Below are 14,867 nucleotides of genomic sequence, written 5' to 3'. Positions count from 1 at the left end.
TTTCCTTGTCACTTCAGGTAGTCGCTCAGGATGACCCAGCGTCCGTCGCGGATCTGGGCCAGCCGGCCGTAGCGGTTCCCAAGGTGATCGTCGTGGCTGAAGCGATACTCGGGGCTGCCGAAGAAATCGCGCGTGGTTTTGAGTTGCTCCAGAGCAGTGACGAAGCCTTCGACCGTGAGTTCCCGCCCGGCCGCCTTTGCGCCCTGCACGAAGAGATCGGCAATGCTGTAACCCATCGCACTCCACACGTTCGGATCGACACCAAAGCGCTTGCGATAGCGCGTGATCCAGTTGCCCAGCGCACTGTTGGCACCCTCGGCATAGGGGTGCGGCAGCACGCTCACACCGTACAAGCCATCGACGGCGGCGCCACCGAGTTCGTGCGTCTGCGCCGAATAGCCGGATGCGGTCACCAGCATGTCGACCATCCAGCCGGTCTTGCGCGCTTCGCTCATGGCGGCGATGGTCTCGCGCACGACGGTTGCAAGCACCACGAAGTCGCAATCTGCACCACGCAGGCGGGCGATCTGGCTGGAGAAATCGGTGGCGCCGCGCTTGTAGCTGGTCTTCTCGACCAGGCTCTGGCCGATGCGGGCGAGCCCTGCCTCGACCCCCTTGAGGACTTCAAGACCATAGTCGTCGTCCTGATAGAGCAGGCAGGTTCGCTTGTAGCCGCGGCTTTGCACCATGTGACGCGTGGCCGCATCCATGTAGCTCTGATACGGCGCGAAGATCTGGAACTTGAGCGGATGCAGCGGGCTGTAGGTTGCCTCATGGGGCGAGAACGGGAACAGGTGCGGGCGACCGGCATCGACGATCAGCGGCATGGTGGCCATCACGACCGGCGTACCGAAGTTGGCGAGAAAGGCGAAGGCCTGATCGCGGTCGAGCAGCTTGCGCGTGGCCAGCACGGCGCGCTTGGGATCGTAGCCGGTGTCCTCGACCACCATCCGCAGCTTGCGCCCATGCACCCCGCCCGCCGCGTTGGCTTCCTCGAGGCGCAGCAGCATGCCGTCGCGCACCGGTGAGCCGAGCATCGCAGCGGGACCGGACAGATCCTGAATACTGCCAAGGACGATCTCGCGATCACTGACGCCAGGCGTGGCAGCAACGGCAAACGCGGCGGACAAGGCCAGCGCACAACCAAGAACGAAACGGGAAACAGTCATGGGCGGACCCTGAACGAAGAAGTCGGATCGCGATTATCCTTCAAGCCGGCGATAACCGCAGCCGTCAGTCTTCAGTGCCCTTGCGCACAGACGCCTGGGCGCCGCCGGAAGCCGATGCCAGACCCTGCGGCCGCAGCAGCACCATTGCCACGATCACCGCGCCAAAGAGCACGGTCTCGAGCCCGGCACTGCGGCTCCATTCGCCCGGCAGCACGTCGCGCAGCAAGGCAATCAGCTGCGGCAGACTGACGATGACGAGCGCCCCCCACAACGCACCGGACAGGTGGCGGGCGCCGCCGATGAAGACCAGCATCAGCAGTTCGAAGGAGAACATCAGCCCGAACTGCTCGGGACTGATGAAGCCGATCCAGTGCGCGTAGAGCGCGCCCGCCAGTCCGGCCAGCGCACCGCCCAGCACGAAGGCGCGCAACTTGGTCGCCGCCACGTCGATGCCGCAGGCCTCGGCCGCCGCAATCTCGTCCTCGCGCACCGCCCGCCACGCACGACCGCTGCGCCCTGCGAGCAGACGCCTGCACGCGAGCCAGGCCAGCATCAGCGCCGCGAGGCTGACCAGCATCTGCGCCAGTGGCGTATCCACCCTCATCCCGCCCCAGGCCAGGGTCGGCACGCTGAGTCCGGCGCCGCCGCGGGTGAGCGAGGTCCAGCGCACGAGCATCTCTTCCACGATGAGCGCAAAGGCCAGTGTGCTCATCGCAAAGTACAAGCCGCCGAGGCGCCGGGCGGGAAGGCTGGCCAGTGCCCCGCCGGCCGCACCAAGCGCCACCGCGGCCGGCACGGAGAGCACTGGCGGCACACCACGCATGGCGAGCAGGGTCTCCGCGTAGGCACCGAGCGCCACCAGGGCACCCTGCCCCAGCGTGATCTGCCCCGCCTGCCCGACGATGATCACCAGCCCGAGACCGGCGATCGCATAGGTTGCAACCAGCGTGGCTTGCCCGGCGGCGTAGTCGGCACCGAGCACGCTGAGCCCGAGCGCAAGAATGACTGCGATCAACAGCAATGGGCGCAGCATACTCACCGGCGCCTCCGCCATCCTGCAGCCATGCCATCGGGAAAGAGGAGCAGGGCGAGCATCAGCAGCACATAGGGCACGACATCCTTGACGCCCTCAGGGAGCACCAGACCGGCGAGCGACTCGGCCACGCCGAGAAAGACGCCCCCCACCAAGGCCCCCGGCAAGCTGGTCAGCCCGCCGAGCACCGCGGCTGGAAAGGCCTTGAGTGCAATCAGGCCCATGTTCAGATGGATGAAGGTAATCGGCGCCAGCAACAGCCCCGCAACGGCGGCAAGCGCAGCGCCAAGCGCCCAGGCCAGGGTGTGCATCGAGGCGACCGGCACCCCCATCAGCGCTGCGACGCGCGCGTTCTCCGAGCACGCGCGCAATGCCAGTCCGGCCCGGGTGTAGCGAAAGAAGATCGCCAGCACCCCAGCCAGCACCACGGTAGCCACAATCACCAGCACATGGCTCAGGGACAGCGCGAGCGCCCCGATCTGCAGCACGCTGTCAGCGAACGGAAGACGGTAGATGTCGTGACTTGCCGCCGGAACCGACGTGACCCCGCCGCGCAGCATCATGCCGAGGCCAAAGGTCAGCAGCACCGCCACCAGATGTGGCTGGCCGATCGCCCGGCGCAGGGCGAAACGCTCCAGCACCGCACCCAGCAGTGCGAGCCCCGCCACGGCAACGACCGCCGCCAGCCACAAGGGCCAGCCGGCGCCGGTGTTCAGCGCCACGGCGGCAAACGCCCCCACCATGAGCAGTTCGCCCTGCATGAAGCTCACCGTTTCGGTGGCCTTGTAGATGAGGACGAAGGAGAGCGCCACCAGTCCATACACGCAACCGATGGCAATTCCGCTGGTGAGAACCTGGATCAGGGAAAGCATGGGCGCGAAGGATAGACTATTGGGGGTGAGGCCGTACGCGTTCGCTCAACCAAAGCCGAGAATATGGCAGGCGTCGGGGTGGCCCCTTGGCGGGCTGTCGAGAGCGCCGTCGGATAAGGCACTGGGGCGGAAACACGGCGGCGCATGTCTGAGGGCGCGCAGCGACCGAGTTTGCGCCGACGCCGCCACAGTGCCTTATCCGACGGGGAGCCGAAGGCCGCGAACGTCTGCCCGCCAAGGGGCCACCCCGACGCCCCACCAGGCCAGGGAGCCTGTTACCCGCTGCAGAGTGCGTCGCTCGGTGGCTTACTGCAGGCCTCGCGATACTCGGCCGCCAGGCGTTCAACCAGCTCCGCCACAGTCGGAATGTCGTGAATGTTGGCCACCCCGTGGCCCGCACTCCAGACATCGCGCCAGGCACGCGCCTCGTCCGACAGATCGTGCAGCTTGCCCTTGCCATGCCCCGGCACCAGCTCGCTGCGCTCGAAACCCGCCTTCTCAAGACTTGGCCACAGGAAATTGGCATTGGTGCCCGAAATCACATCGGTATAGACCACCTCCGACGGCCCGCAATCCACCACCATCTGCTTGTAAGCCTCCTGCGCCAGCGCCTCGCGGGTCGCGATGAAACGCGTCCCCATGTAGGCGAAATCGGCTCCCAGCACCTCGACCGCACGGATCGAAGCGCCATCCGAAATGCTGCCGGCCGCGATCAGCACGCCATCCCAGAACTCACGGATCTCGCGGATCAGGCTCACCACGCTCTGGGTGCCGGCATGACCGCCCGCTCCGCCGGCCACCGCGATGATGCCGTCGACACCGGCCGCCGCAGCCTTCTTCGCATGGTAGGCATGCACGATGTCGGAAAACACCAGCCCGCCATAGGCGTGAACCGCCTTCACCACCTCGCCGGGATGGCCCAGGCTGGTGATCACAAAGGGCACACGGTGACGCACGATGGTCGCCAGATCCTCCTCCAGGCGCTTGTTGGACGCATGCAGGATGAGATTCACCCCGTAGGGCGCGCATGGCGCATCCGGATTATCCGCACGATGCCCGGCAAGCGCCGCATCGATCTCAGTCAGCCAGGCTTCAAGCTGCGCGGCCGGCCGAGCGTTGAGTGCGGGGAAAGTGCCGGCCACCCCGGCCTTGCAGGTCGCGATGACCAGCTCAGGGCCGGATACGAGAAACATCGGCGCGGCAATCGCGGGCACACTCATGGTGCCGCGGAAGGATGCGGGAAGTGTCATGCTGTCTCCTCATTGTTGTTGCGAGCGGGCAATCAATGCCCTTGCATGAAGCGCACTCTAGCATGTGAAGCGCGCACTTCAAACGACCGTTTGAACATGTCTGCCATCCGGCGTCCGATGGCATCCGCCGACAGGATCAGGTGCTATCCTCGGCGCCATGCAAGGTATTGAATCCCTTCTCTACGGCATCGGCATTGCCGGCGTGGCGGTCAACGCGGCCGCCGGTGTGCTCGATGCCGGGCGCAAGCCCTTCGACCTTTTCGGCATGGTCGTGGTGGCGCTGGCCGCCTCCCTGGGTGGCGGCACCTTGCGCGACGTGCTGCTCGATCGCACGGTGTTCTGGATTGCAGACCAGAGCAATCTGATCGCGGCCATCGTCGCCGGCCTCGCGACATTTCTCGTGGTGCGGGTGGTGCGCCTGCCGCCGCGCCTGTTCCTGATACCGGACGCCCTTGGCCTCGCACTCTTCACCGTCTCGGGCACCCAGGCCGCCATCACGATGGGGGCGCCATGGCTGGTGGCCAGCCTGATGGGCGTGATCACTGGCGTTTTCGGGGGCATCGTGCGCGACGTGCTGTGCAACGAAGTCCCTCTGGTATTTACCGCCGAACTGTATGCCACCGCATCGTGGGTCGGCGCCCTGCTGCTGCTCGCCCTGCTCGAAGCCGGCGTCAGCCCCGGGTGGGCTGCTCTGGCCGGCGCGACGCTGGTGCTGGTGATTCGTCTGGGTGCCATCCGCTTCAAATGGCGGTTACCAGTGTTCATTGCGAGAAGTTGAATCGCAGCGTGAAATTCGCCGCGCATCAGTAGATACCCTTCTGGCGTGCGCACGATGATCCTATTATCGTACGGGCCCAAGCCGGCTCACCGGTACATCAAGTAACAGAGCCCGGCTACGAACGGCTCGACCTGACAGGAGTTCATCCATGAGCATGATGAAGGAATTCAAGGAATTCGCCATGCGCGGCAACGTCATCGATCTCGCCGTTGGCGTGATCATTGGCGGCGCCTTCGGCAAGATCGTCGATTCGCTGGTCAAGGACATCGTGATGCCGGTCGTTGGCCGCATCGTCGGCGGCGTCGATTTCCGCCAGTTGTACATCAACCTTGGCAGCGACGTCTTCGAGACCCTGGAAGCCGCCGAAAAGGCGGGGGCACCGCTGATCAAGTACGGTAACTTCATCAACACCGCGATTGACTTCCTGATCATCGCCTTCGCCATCTTCATGGCGATCAAGGCCATCAACAAGCTCAAGCGTGCAGAGCCGCCGGCACCGCCCGCCGAGCCCGCACCCGAGCCGGAAGACATCAAGCTGCTGCGCGAGATCCGCGACTCGCTCAAGCAACGCAGCTGATCGCTGCAACATGAAAGAAGCCCCTCGTTGCGCCATGCAGGACGGCGCCACGAGGGGCTTCTTGCGTTCAGTTCAGTCGTTCAGCCGTAGGCACCGACGAACGGGTTGCTTTCGCGCTCTTCGCCAAAGGTCGAGGTTGGCCCGTGCCCCGGAACGAAAGTGATGTCGTCACCGAGCGGGAAGAGCTTGTTGCGGATGGAGCTGACCAGCGTCTGATGGTCGCCGCGCGGAAAGTCGGTGCGCCCGATCGAACCCGCGAACAGCACATCGCCGACCAGTGCGAGCTTTGATTCCGGATGCACGAACACCACGTGGCCCGGCGTGTGGCCCGGCGTGTGGATCACCTGCAGCGTCTGCTCCCCCACCGTCACGGTGTCGCCATCGTGCAGCCAGCGATCAGGCGTGAAGGTTTCAACATCGGGAAAGCCGAACATCTTGCTCTGCTGAGCCATGCCGTCGATCCAGAAGCGGTCTTCCTCCTGCGGCCCTTCGATGGGCACGCCCAGTTCGCGCGCCAGTTTTGCGGTACCGCCGGCATGATCGATATGCCCGTGCGTGATCAGGATCTTCTCGATGGTGACGCCAAGTGCGTCGGCAGCGGCATGGATGCGGTCGAGATCGCCACCGGGGTCGACCACCGCTGCCTTGCGCGTCTTGTCGCACCAGATAATGCTGCAGTTCTGCTCGAAGGGCGTTACGGGAACAATGCGGACGTCGATCATGTGGGCTGGAACATCAGTAAGAAACCGGGGCCCAATGATAACCCGTCCACTCCGCAGGGGCCGCCACGACGGGCGCGGCCGTGCGCAGAATGCGTGCTTATTGACCGGCGTTGGGGAAGAACAGCTGCTCACCCCCGATCTTGTAGCCTGCGATCTCGGCCTGACCCGCCGGCGAAACCACCCAGTCCACGAACTGCTGGGCTTCGGCAGCCTTCACGTGCGGATGCTTGGCCGGGTTGATCACCATCACCCCGTACTGGTTAAAGAGGCGGGTGTCGCCTTCGACCAGCACCTTGAGATCGGCGCGGTTCTTGAAATTGAGCCAGGTGCCACGGTCGGCCAGCACATAAGCGCCGGACGAAGCCGCCATGTTCAGCGCCGGGCCCATGCCACAGCCACACTCCTTGTAGCCGGTGCCCTTGTTCGAATCGCTGTCGGCGTCCTTCCAGTAGCGCAGTTCGGCCGCGTGGGTACCGCTCTTGTCACCGCGCGACACAAAACTGCCGTTGGCGGCAGCCAGCTTCTTCAGCGCGGCGACGATGTCCTTGCCGCGCACGCCCGCCGGATCAGCCTCCGGCCCGATCAGCACGAAGTCGTTGTACATCACCGGATAACGCTTTACGCCATAGCCTTCGGCAACGAATTTTTCCTCTGCGATCTGGTTATGCACGAACAACACGTCGGCATCGCCACGGCGCCCGGTATCGAGCGCCTGACCCGTGCCCTGGGCGACAACCTTGACCTCGATGCCGCTGGCCTTGGTGAAGGCCGGCAGCAGGTGAGAGAAAAGGCCGGACTGCTCGGTCGAGGTCGTGGAGGCCATCACGATCGACTCCGCCGAAGCGGTCGAGAATACGGACAGCAGCGCAACCAGGACACATGCCTTGCGGGTAGCGCGAAAGTTCTCGACTGATGCGTTCATACAAACTCCTCTGAGTGGGTGTTGGATCACCGGAACCGGCGACTCTTCGAGATTTCGGGTAACGTAAGCGCCCGCATGACTTCGATCAATATGAAGCGCTGTGCATAGGATCAACTTTCACTACACCCTCGGCGATGACGCCAGCCCCGCCCGCGTCCACAATCCGCTGATCGACCTCTTGCAGGCTGTGGCCGAAAGCGGCTCGATCTCGGGCGCGGCCAAACGTCTTGGTCTGTCGTACCGGCATGTCTGGGGCGAGCTCCGACGCTGGGAGGAGAGCCTCGGACACAGCATGATCGTGTGGGAGAAGGGACAGCCCGCGCGACTGACCGAATTCGGCACCAAGCTGATGTGGGCCGAACGCCAGGCCCAGGCCAGGCTGTTGCCGCAGATCGAGGCCCTGCGCGCCGATCTCGAGCGCGTCTATGCCGTGGCCTTCGACGACAGCGTCCATGTGCTGACCATGTATGCCAGCCATGACGAGGCACTTGCCGCACTGCAGGAGCAGGCACGCCAGCCCGCGCACCGACTGCATCTCGACATCCGCTTCAGCGGCAGTGTGGATGCCATTCGCGCCCTCAATGAGGGGCGCTGCCTGATGGCCGGCTTCCACACGCTGGAAGGCGCCGACACCGACAGCCTGACACGCCGCACCTACAAGCCCCTGCTGCGCCCGGGCCTGCACAAGATCATCGGTTTTGCGCGGCGGACCCAGGGCCTGATCGTCGCCCGCGGCAATCCACTGAATCTGCACTCGCTGGCCGACGTGCGCCAAAGCCGGGCCCGCTTTGCCAACCGTGCGCTAGGCACTGGCACCCGCGTGCTGCTGGACGAGCTTCTGCTACAGGCGGGTATCCCCGTGCAGGACATCAACGGCTACGACCATACCGAGCACTCCCATGCTGCGGTGGCCCAGGCCGTTGCCTCCGGCCAGGCCGACGTCGGCCTCGGCATCAAGGCCACGGCGCGTGGGCGCGGGCTGGACTTCGTGCCGCTGGCCAACGAACGCTACCACCTTGCCTGCCTCAAATCGGCACTCGATACACCGGCGGTCGCCGCACTGCTCGATCTGCTCAAGGGCAATGCATGGCAGGCCGGCCTTGGCAGGCTGGCCGGCTACCAGCCGGCACAGTCAGGTGAGGTGTTGTCGATGCGCCAGGTGCTGCCATGGTGGTCCTACCGCAGCCCGAGGCCCTCCGCCCAGGACTGAGAACGCACCCTGCGCACTAGCGACTGGACGCAGCCAGAAAGGCGCCCGCACCGACAAAGAGCCCGCCGAACACACGGTTCTGGATCCTGAGCGCGTTCGGGTTGCGCAGCAAGGGACGAAAGCGGGTCGCCAGCAGCGCATAGCAGGACATCACCACCGTATCGACCACGACCATGGTGGTGGCGATGACCAGAATCTGCGGCCACTGCGGTGCGGTGGCCACCATGAACTGCGGCACCAGCGCCGCCATGAAGACGATGGCCTTGGGATTGGTCAGGTTCACCAGCATGCCCTGCATGAACAGACCGCCCCGGGGCCGGCCGGCTGCACTGCCGGCCTCATCGAGCGCCTCCACCCTGGCGCGCCACTTGGCGACACCAAGCCACACCAGGTACACCGCCCCCAGCACCTTGACGACGAGAAAAGCCGTGCCCGATGTCGCCAGCAGGGCGCCGAGCCCAAGCGTCACCACCGCAAGCTGCAGCAGCAATGCCGCCTGCAATCCGGCGATGGACCGCAGCGCGGCGCCATACCCGTGACGCAGGCCGGTTGCCATGGACAACACCGCCCCCGGCCCGGGCGACACCGAGATCACGAGATTCGCCACCAGAAAGGGCAGCCACAGATTCCAGCTCATACCGTCACACTCCGCTCAGGCAAACAGCGAATAAAGCATCTTGGCACACAGCAGCATCAGCACGCCGGCGAAGATCTTCTTGAGCGTCGCCACCGGCAAACGGTGCGCAAATGAAGCGCCGACCGGCGCCATGAAGATGCTGACGATGCCAACCAGCACCAGTGCCGGGAGGTAGATATAGCCGAAAGACAGCGACGGCGTACCGGCGACCGACCAGCCATTGACCAGGTAACCCACCGTTCCGGCCACCGCAATCGGGAGACCGATCGCGGCCGAGGTGCCGATGGCGTGCTGAACCTTGACGTTGCACCAGGTCATGAAGGGCACCGACAGCGAACCGCCGCCGATCGCCACCAGCGCCGACACGCCGCCAATGCCCATGCCGACCGCGGTCATCCCTGCGGTACCGGGCAGATTGCGCGAGGGCTTGGGCTTGACGTTGAGCAGCATCTGGATGGACACGTAGGCCATGAAGCAGACGAAGAAGATCGCCAGCGGCACCGTATCCACCCGCGACGCGATGAAGGTACCGCCAAAAGTCCCCAGCAGGATGCCAGGGGTGATACTGCGAACGATATTCCAGTGCACTGCCCCACGCGCATGATGGGCCCGCAGGCTGGACACCGAGGTCAGCACGATGGTCGCCATCGACGTACCCAGCGCCATGTGCAGAACCTGCTCATGCGGGAAGCCCTGGGCCACGAAGAAGGTCGTCAGCATCGGCACCATGATGCCGCCGCCGCCCACGCCGAGCAGACCGGCAAAAAAACCGACAATCGCCCCCAGGCCCAGGTAGGCCACCAACCACAGATCGAATTCCATTGCACCAGACGCCCTCGCTGCGCGCGACGACGTCCGTCGCGACAAGGGCCGAATGGTGGCCAGTTAGGCGCCGGGACGCAAGAGCCACACATGCCGGACGCAAACACGCGGGGATCGGCGAGCGCGCCGCATGCACACCGGACGACCCTGCTTCGCGCTAGAGTTCGCACATGGATCAGCCCCCGCCAACCGCCCTTGCCACACCACTGCGCTGGAAGGATTATCTCTATGCCGCGATCACGGTCGGCGCGGTTGCCGGTATCGGCGCCCCCTTGCTCGGCGCATTCGACCTGGCCAACATCGCCATGCTGTTTCCGCTGGCGGTGATGTTTTCAGCGGTTCGCTTCGGCCGCGGCCCGGCGGTTCTCGCCGCCTTTCTCTCGGTGGCCTTGTTCGATTTCTTCTTCGTCCACCCGCACTTCACCCTGGCGGTGAGCGACTTGCAGTACCTGCTGACCTTCGCCGTGCTGCTGGCTGTCGCCTTGACCACCGCCGCCCTGGCCACCCGCCTCGGCCGCGAGCGCGATGATGCCGAGGCGCGGGAGCGCGAATCCCGACAGCTCTACGAAATCGCCCAGGCCCTGTCCGCTGCGGTCAATGCCGAACAGATCGGCGCCCTGCGCGCCCGCAGCATGGATGGACTGGGCCCCGACACACCGGCCTCGCTGCGGGAGACCTACGCCACGCTCTTTTCCACCGCGATCGAGCGCGAGCACTACCTCGCCGAGGCCGAGCGCAACCGGATCGAGATCGAGGCCGAGCGCATGCGCAGCGCCCTGCTGGCGACGCTGTCGCACGACCTGCGTACGCCGCTGACCGCGCTCGCCGGGCTGGCCGAAGCCCTGCCGCTGGCCGGGCCGCCGCTGCCCCCGGCACAGGCCGAGCTCGCGGACGCGATCCGCGCCGAAGCGCTGCGCACGCACGCACTCGCCCGCGACCTGCTCGACCTCGCCCGACTGCAGTCGGGTGCGGTCACCTTGCGCCGCGAGTGGCTGCCGCTGGAGGAAGTGGTCGGTGCGGCGATGCAGGCCCGCAGCAGCCTGCTGAACACGCACAGGATCGCCATCGACCTGCCCGACACCCTGCCGCTGATCGATGTTGACCCGGTCCTGATGGAGCGGGTGCTGTGCAATCTGCTGGAGAACGCCGCCCACCACACGCCGCCGGCGGGCCGGATCGACATCGCGGCCAGCGCCGATGCCGGCATGCTGAGCCTCAGCGTAAGCGACGACGGGCCCGGACTGCCGGCGGCGGGAAGCCCGCCTTCAGGCACCGGCCTTGGCCTCGCCATCGTGCGCGCGATCGTCGGCGCCCATGGCGGCCGGGTCGAGATCGACAGCCCGCCCGGTGGTGGCGCACGCGTCACGATGCGCCTGCCCCTTTCAACCCCACCTCAGCCCCCGGACAGCGAAGCGTGAAAGACGCCCTCACCCACCCGCCTGCCGTCGTGATCGTGGACGACGAGCCCGGCATTCGCCGCTTTGTACGCACCGCACTGGAGTCGGCCGGCTGCGTGGTCAGCGAAGCCGGCACCGCGGCGCGTGCGCGCATCGAACTGAACTCGCGCAAACCTGATCTGCTCATCCTCGATCTCGGCCTGCCGGACGAGGACGGGCTTGCGGTGCTCGCCGCGTTGCGGGCGTGGTCGGGCATGCCGGTGCTGGTGCTGTCCGCGCGCAGCGACGAACACGACAAGGTTGCCGCACTCGACGCAGGAGCGGACGACTACCTCACCAAACCATTCGGCATCGCCGAGCTGCTGGCCAGGGTCAGGGCCCTGCTCCGACGGTCGCTGCGCCCGTCAGAGGGCTTGTCGACCGTGAGCTTCGGCGAGATCGAGGTCGACCTCGCCCAGCGCAGCGTCACCCGCAATGGCGAGCCGGTGCGCCTGACGCCGATCGAATTCAAGCTCCTCGGCCACCTGATTGCCAACGCAGGCCGCGTCCTCACCCACCGTCAGCTGCTGGCCGCCGTATGGGGGCCGAACCATGTCGAACACAACCACTACCTGCGGGTGTACATGGGCGGATTGCGGCGCAAGCTGGAGCCGAACCCCGGCTTCCCCGCCCACATCCTGACCGAATCCGGTGTCGGTTATCGCCTGGTGCTGTAGGCAGACCGGCAGTCACCTGCGCCAGAAGGTCGGCGTCATCACCACCAGCAGGGTGAAGATCTCCAGCCGCCCGAGGATCATCGAGAAACTCAGAATCCAGGTCTGCAGGTCGCTCAGCCCCTGGTAGTTGGACGCCGGCCCCACCTCTCCCAGGCCGGGGCCTGCATTATTGAGGCAGGCCACCACGCCGGAGAATGCGGTGATGAGATCGAGGCCGGTTGCCGCAAGCAGCAGGGTGAGGCTGACGATGGTCACCATGTACATGAAGCTGAAGGCCAGCACCGCATGGAGCACCCCTTCCGAGACGGCCTGGCGCCCGAGCCGGAGCGGAAGCACCGCGCTCGGGTGCAGCGAACGCACGATCTCGCGATAGGACTGCTTGTACAGGATGATCGCCCGCATCATCTTGATGCCGCCCCCGGTCGAGCCCGAACAGGCGGCGAAGCTGCACAGAAAAAGGACGCAGATCTGCGCGAACATCGGCCACAAGGTGTAGTCGTAAGTGGCCAGACCGAGCGAAGTGGCCAGTGATATCGCATGGAAGGAGACATAGCGCAGGGTGGTGGGCATGTCCTCGTACACGTGGAACTGCATCAGATAGACCGTCAGAGCGCCGATCATGACTGCAAGCGTGCCGAAGAACCACGGCACCTCGGGGTCCTGAAGGTAGGCACCGGGACTGCGCCGCACCAGCGCAAGGTAGTGAGTGGCGAAATTCACGCCTGACAGCAGCGCAAAGCCCATGGTAACCAGCTCGATGGGCAGGCTGTCGAAGCCCCCGAGACTGGCATCACGATCGGAGAAGCCCCCCAGGCCCATGATCGAGAACGCATGGATCACCGCCTCCCACGGCTTCATGCCGGCCCACCACAGGGATAGACCGCAGGCCAGGGTCAGCAGCGCGTAGACCGTCCACAGCCCTTTTGCCGTTTCGGCAATGCGCGGCGTCAGCCCCGATTCCTTCATCGGTCCCGGCGTTTCCGCCTTGAACACCTGCCGCCCGCCGATGCCCAGCAGCGGCAGCACCGCCACCATCAGGACGATCACCCCCATGCCACCAACCCAGTGCATGAAGGTACGCCACAGGTTGATCGAGATCGGCAGGTATTCGAGCCCGGTCAGCACGGTTGCACCGGTCGTGGTCAGGCCCGAGGCGGCCTCGAAATAGGCATCGGTGAACGAGAGCGCCGGCATGTAGAGCATCAGCGGCATGGCGCCGAACACCGGCACCACGATCCATGTTGCAGCAACGAGCAGAAAACCGTCATGCACCCGGAGATCGCGTCGCCGCCTGCGGGTCGTGAGCCAGGCCAGCAGACCGCAGGCAAAGGTCACCAGCAGCGCTTCGTCGTAAGCCGTTACCGCGCCGTCACTCAGAAAATACGAGACCGCCAGCGGGAACGCCATGACCAGCCCGAACAGCATCAGGACGAGGCCAAGCGCGCCGATCACGGGAAAATAGCTGCGCATCTGATCAGTCCGGCACGCGCATGCACCCGCCAGAACACCCGAGAAAGGGTGTGAATGCTAGGGAGAAAGGCGTAAAGATGGTGTAAAGATTCCGCACCGCAACACCCACGCCGGGCGCACGCCAGGCCCCTTCAACTCCGTGTCTGTATTCGGGCAAACACGGATAGCCTCGCCTACGCATTCGAGGGCACAGTGGGCCATTGATCTCGACCCGGCGCCAGAACGGGCGACTTCGATGCATCCTTTGACATACAACAATCAAGGTAGGAGACATTCGATGAGACTGATTCGCACCCTCGGCTTGGCGGCCGGCATGATGCTTGGCGCCTCTGTTGGCGCACAAACTGCGCACGCCCAGCAATTCGTCAATGTGCTGACCGGCGGCACCAGTGGCGTGTACTACCCGCTCGGCGTCGCCCTGTCCCAGCTCTACGGCAATGCCTTGCCGAATGCAAAGGTCAGCGTGCAGTCCACCAAGGCCAGCGCGGAAAACCTCAACCTGCTCCAGGCCGGGCGCGGCGAGATTGCCTTCGCCCTCGGCGACGCAGTTTCCGATGCATGGAACGGCGTCGAGGAGGCAGGCTTCAAGACCAAGCTCAGCAAGCTGCGCGGCGTGGCTGCGATCTACCCCAACTACATCCAGATCGTCGCCGCCAGCGACTCCGGCATCAAGACCCTGGCCGACCTGAAGGGCAAGCGGGTCTCGGTCGGCGCCGCACGCTCGGGCACCGAGCTCAACGCACGTGCGATCTTCAAGGGCGCGGGCATGACGTACGACGACCTCGGCAAGGTGGAGTACCTTCCGTTCGGCGAATCGGTCGAGCTGATCAAGAACCGCCAGCTCGATGCCACGCTGCAATCGGCCGGCCTCGGCGTCGCCTCGCTGCGCGACCTCGCCAATGCGCTGCAGATCACGGTGGTCCCGGTACCGGCGGAGGTGGTCGCCAAGATCGGCGATGCAGCCTATCAGGCCAGCGTCATTCCGGCCAACACCTACCAGGGACAGACCGCTGACGTACCGACCGTGCGTATCCGCAACATCCTGGTCACCCACTCGGGCGTATCCGACGATGCCGCGTATGCAATGACGAAGACCATGTTCGAAAACCTCGACCAGCTCGTCAATGCGCACGCCGCCGCAAAGGGCATCACCAAGGAAGACGCTGCCGTCGTGCCGCTGCCGCTGCACCCGGGTGCCGAGCGTTACTACCGCGAAGTCGGCCTGCTGAAGTAATCGTCTTCGGGCTGAACCCAGCCCCGACCCTGCAGTCTGCCCGCCCCGGCGGTGCAGA

At 65.3% G+C, this 14,867-nt stretch carries 15 protein-coding genes; 6 read left to right on the top strand and 9 right to left on the bottom strand.

What is annotated here, in order from left to right:
- Positions 1 to 8: 8 nt before the first annotated feature.
- The 4 genes from CEW87_RS09415 to CEW87_RS09400 all read right to left on the bottom strand — a co-directional run bounded on the left by CEW87_RS09415 (position 9) and on the right by CEW87_RS09400 (position 4,324).
- Positions 9 to 1,169 carry an ABC transporter substrate-binding protein gene (locus CEW87_RS09415; protein ID WP_108972512.1) on the bottom strand — a complete coding sequence of 387 codons (1,161 nt, stop codon included), beginning with the start codon at positions 1,167 to 1,169 and terminating at the stop codon, positions 9 to 11.
- 64 nt (positions 1,170 to 1,233) lie between these two features.
- On the bottom strand, positions 1,234 to 2,202 hold the full coding sequence (locus CEW87_RS09410; protein ID WP_234421744.1) for a branched-chain amino acid ABC transporter permease: 969 nt from the start codon (positions 2,200 to 2,202) through the stop codon (positions 1,234 to 1,236).
- A gap of 2 nt (positions 2,203 to 2,204) precedes the next feature.
- Positions 2,205 to 3,074, bottom strand: a complete 870-nt coding sequence (locus tag CEW87_RS09405) for a branched-chain amino acid ABC transporter permease (RefSeq protein ID WP_108972508.1) — start codon at positions 3,072 to 3,074, stop codon at positions 2,205 to 2,207.
- A gap of 275 nt (positions 3,075 to 3,349) precedes the next feature.
- Positions 3,350 to 4,324 carry an NAD(P)H-dependent flavin oxidoreductase gene (locus CEW87_RS09400; RefSeq protein WP_108972506.1) on the bottom strand — a complete coding sequence of 325 codons (975 nt, stop codon included), beginning with the start codon at positions 4,322 to 4,324 and terminating at the stop codon, positions 3,350 to 3,352.
- A 157-nt stretch (positions 4,325 to 4,481) separates the two neighbouring features.
- On the opposite strand from CEW87_RS09400, the gene CEW87_RS09395 reads away from it, so the two are divergent.
- Entirely contained in the window at positions 4,482 to 5,102 is a 621-nt protein-coding gene (locus tag CEW87_RS09395) for a trimeric intracellular cation channel family protein (protein WP_108972504.1), read from the top strand.
- Positions 5,103 to 5,250: 148 nt separating this feature from the next.
- Positions 5,251 to 5,679, top strand: a complete 429-nt coding sequence (mscL, locus tag CEW87_RS09390; protein WP_108950529.1) for a large conductance mechanosensitive channel protein MscL — start codon at positions 5,251 to 5,253, stop codon at positions 5,677 to 5,679.
- A gap of 80 nt (positions 5,680 to 5,759) precedes the next feature.
- Here the strand turns inward: mscL and CEW87_RS09385 are convergent, their stop codons facing one another.
- Both CEW87_RS09385 and CEW87_RS09380 read right to left on the bottom strand, forming a co-directional pair.
- Complete coding sequence (locus CEW87_RS09385) at positions 5,760 to 6,401, bottom strand: MBL fold metallo-hydrolase (protein WP_108950528.1); 642 nt, start codon at positions 6,399 to 6,401, stop codon at positions 5,760 to 5,762.
- 97 nt (positions 6,402 to 6,498) lie between these two features.
- Complete coding sequence (locus CEW87_RS09380; RefSeq protein WP_108972502.1) at positions 6,499 to 7,323, bottom strand: extracellular solute-binding protein; 825 nt, start codon at positions 7,321 to 7,323, stop codon at positions 6,499 to 6,501.
- 100 nt (positions 7,324 to 7,423) lie between these two features.
- On the opposite strand from CEW87_RS09380, the gene CEW87_RS09375 reads away from it, so the two are divergent.
- Positions 7,424 to 8,533, top strand: coding sequence for a substrate-binding domain-containing protein (locus tag CEW87_RS09375; protein ID WP_108972500.1), 1,110 nt, complete (start codon positions 7,424 to 7,426; stop codon positions 8,531 to 8,533).
- Between the two features lie 16 nt (positions 8,534 to 8,549).
- Here CEW87_RS09375 and rhtB read toward each other — a convergent pair whose 3' ends face one another.
- Positions 8,550 to 9,170 carry a homoserine/homoserine lactone efflux protein gene (rhtB, locus tag CEW87_RS09370; RefSeq protein WP_108972498.1) on the bottom strand — a complete coding sequence of 207 codons (621 nt, stop codon included), beginning with the start codon at positions 9,168 to 9,170 and terminating at the stop codon, positions 8,550 to 8,552.
- 15 nt (positions 9,171 to 9,185) lie between these two features.
- On the bottom strand, positions 9,186 to 9,992 hold the full coding sequence (locus tag CEW87_RS09365) for a sulfite exporter TauE/SafE family protein (protein ID WP_108950524.1): 807 nt from the start codon (positions 9,990 to 9,992) through the stop codon (positions 9,186 to 9,188).
- 170 nt (positions 9,993 to 10,162) lie between these two features.
- Between CEW87_RS09365 and CEW87_RS09360 the strand changes: the two genes are divergently transcribed.
- Both CEW87_RS09360 and CEW87_RS09355 read left to right on the top strand, forming a co-directional pair.
- Positions 10,163 to 11,410, top strand: a complete 1,248-nt coding sequence (locus CEW87_RS09360) for a DUF4118 domain-containing protein (protein ID WP_108972496.1) — start codon at positions 10,163 to 10,165, stop codon at positions 11,408 to 11,410.
- On the top strand, positions 11,407 to 12,105 hold the full coding sequence (locus CEW87_RS09355) for a response regulator (RefSeq protein ID WP_108950522.1): 699 nt from the start codon (positions 11,407 to 11,409) through the stop codon (positions 12,103 to 12,105). The genes CEW87_RS09360 and CEW87_RS09355 overlap by 4 nt, the downstream gene beginning before the upstream one ends.
- Before the next feature lie 12 nt (positions 12,106 to 12,117).
- Here the strand turns inward: CEW87_RS09355 and CEW87_RS09350 are convergent, their stop codons facing one another.
- The gene (locus tag CEW87_RS09350; protein ID WP_108972494.1) at positions 12,118 to 13,575 is read right to left on the bottom strand and encodes a TrkH family potassium uptake protein; all 1,458 of its coding nucleotides are present in this window, start codon (positions 13,573 to 13,575) and stop codon (positions 12,118 to 12,120) included.
- Positions 13,576 to 13,852: 277 nt separating this feature from the next.
- Between CEW87_RS09350 and CEW87_RS09345 the strand changes: the two genes are divergently transcribed.
- On the top strand, positions 13,853 to 14,809 hold the full coding sequence (locus tag CEW87_RS09345; RefSeq protein WP_108972492.1) for a TAXI family TRAP transporter solute-binding subunit: 957 nt from the start codon (positions 13,853 to 13,855) through the stop codon (positions 14,807 to 14,809).
- Positions 14,810 to 14,867 lie beyond the last annotated feature (58 nt).

This window comes from Parazoarcus communis, assembly GCF_003111665.1.
Lineage (GTDB): Bacteria > Pseudomonadota > Gammaproteobacteria > Burkholderiales > Rhodocyclaceae > Parazoarcus > Parazoarcus communis_B.
Note: the sequence above shows the minus strand (reverse complement) of the source record. Positions and strands in the feature narration are given on the sequence as shown.

Excerpts from the sequence above, each read along its gene's own strand:
- CEW87_RS09415 (WP_108972512.1), bottom strand. The coding sequence starts at position 1,169 with ATGACTGTTTCCCGTTTCGTTCTTGGTTGTGCGCTGGCCTTGTCCGCC.
- CEW87_RS09410 (WP_234421744.1), bottom strand. The coding sequence starts at position 2,202 with ATGCTGCGCCCATTGCTGTTGATCGCAGTCATTCTTGCGCTCGGGCTC.
- CEW87_RS09405 (WP_108972508.1), bottom strand. The coding sequence starts at position 3,074 with ATGCTTTCCCTGATCCAGGTTCTCACCAGCGGAATTGCCATCGGTTGC.
- CEW87_RS09400 (WP_108972506.1), bottom strand. The coding sequence starts at position 4,324 with ATGACACTTCCCGCATCCTTCCGCGGCACCATGAGTGTGCCCGCGATT.
- CEW87_RS09395 (WP_108972504.1), top strand. The coding sequence starts at position 4,482 with ATGCAAGGTATTGAATCCCTTCTCTACGGCATCGGCATTGCCGGCGTG.
- mscL (WP_108950529.1), top strand. The coding sequence starts at position 5,251 with ATGAGCATGATGAAGGAATTCAAGGAATTCGCCATGCGCGGCAACGTC.
- CEW87_RS09385 (WP_108950528.1), bottom strand. The coding sequence starts at position 6,401 with ATGATCGACGTCCGCATTGTTCCCGTAACGCCCTTCGAGCAGAACTGC.
- CEW87_RS09380 (WP_108972502.1), bottom strand. The coding sequence starts at position 7,323 with ATGAACGCATCAGTCGAGAACTTTCGCGCTACCCGCAAGGCATGTGTC.
- rhtB (WP_108972498.1), bottom strand. The coding sequence starts at position 9,170 with ATGAGCTGGAATCTGTGGCTGCCCTTTCTGGTGGCGAATCTCGTGATC.
- CEW87_RS09365 (WP_108950524.1), bottom strand. The coding sequence starts at position 9,992 with ATGGAATTCGATCTGTGGTTGGTGGCCTACCTGGGCCTGGGGGCGATT.
- CEW87_RS09360 (WP_108972496.1), top strand. The coding sequence starts at position 10,163 with ATGGATCAGCCCCCGCCAACCGCCCTTGCCACACCACTGCGCTGGAAG.
- CEW87_RS09350 (WP_108972494.1), bottom strand. The coding sequence starts at position 13,575 with ATGCGCAGCTATTTTCCCGTGATCGGCGCGCTTGGCCTCGTCCTGATG.
- CEW87_RS09345 (WP_108972492.1), top strand. The coding sequence starts at position 13,853 with ATGAGACTGATTCGCACCCTCGGCTTGGCGGCCGGCATGATGCTTGGC.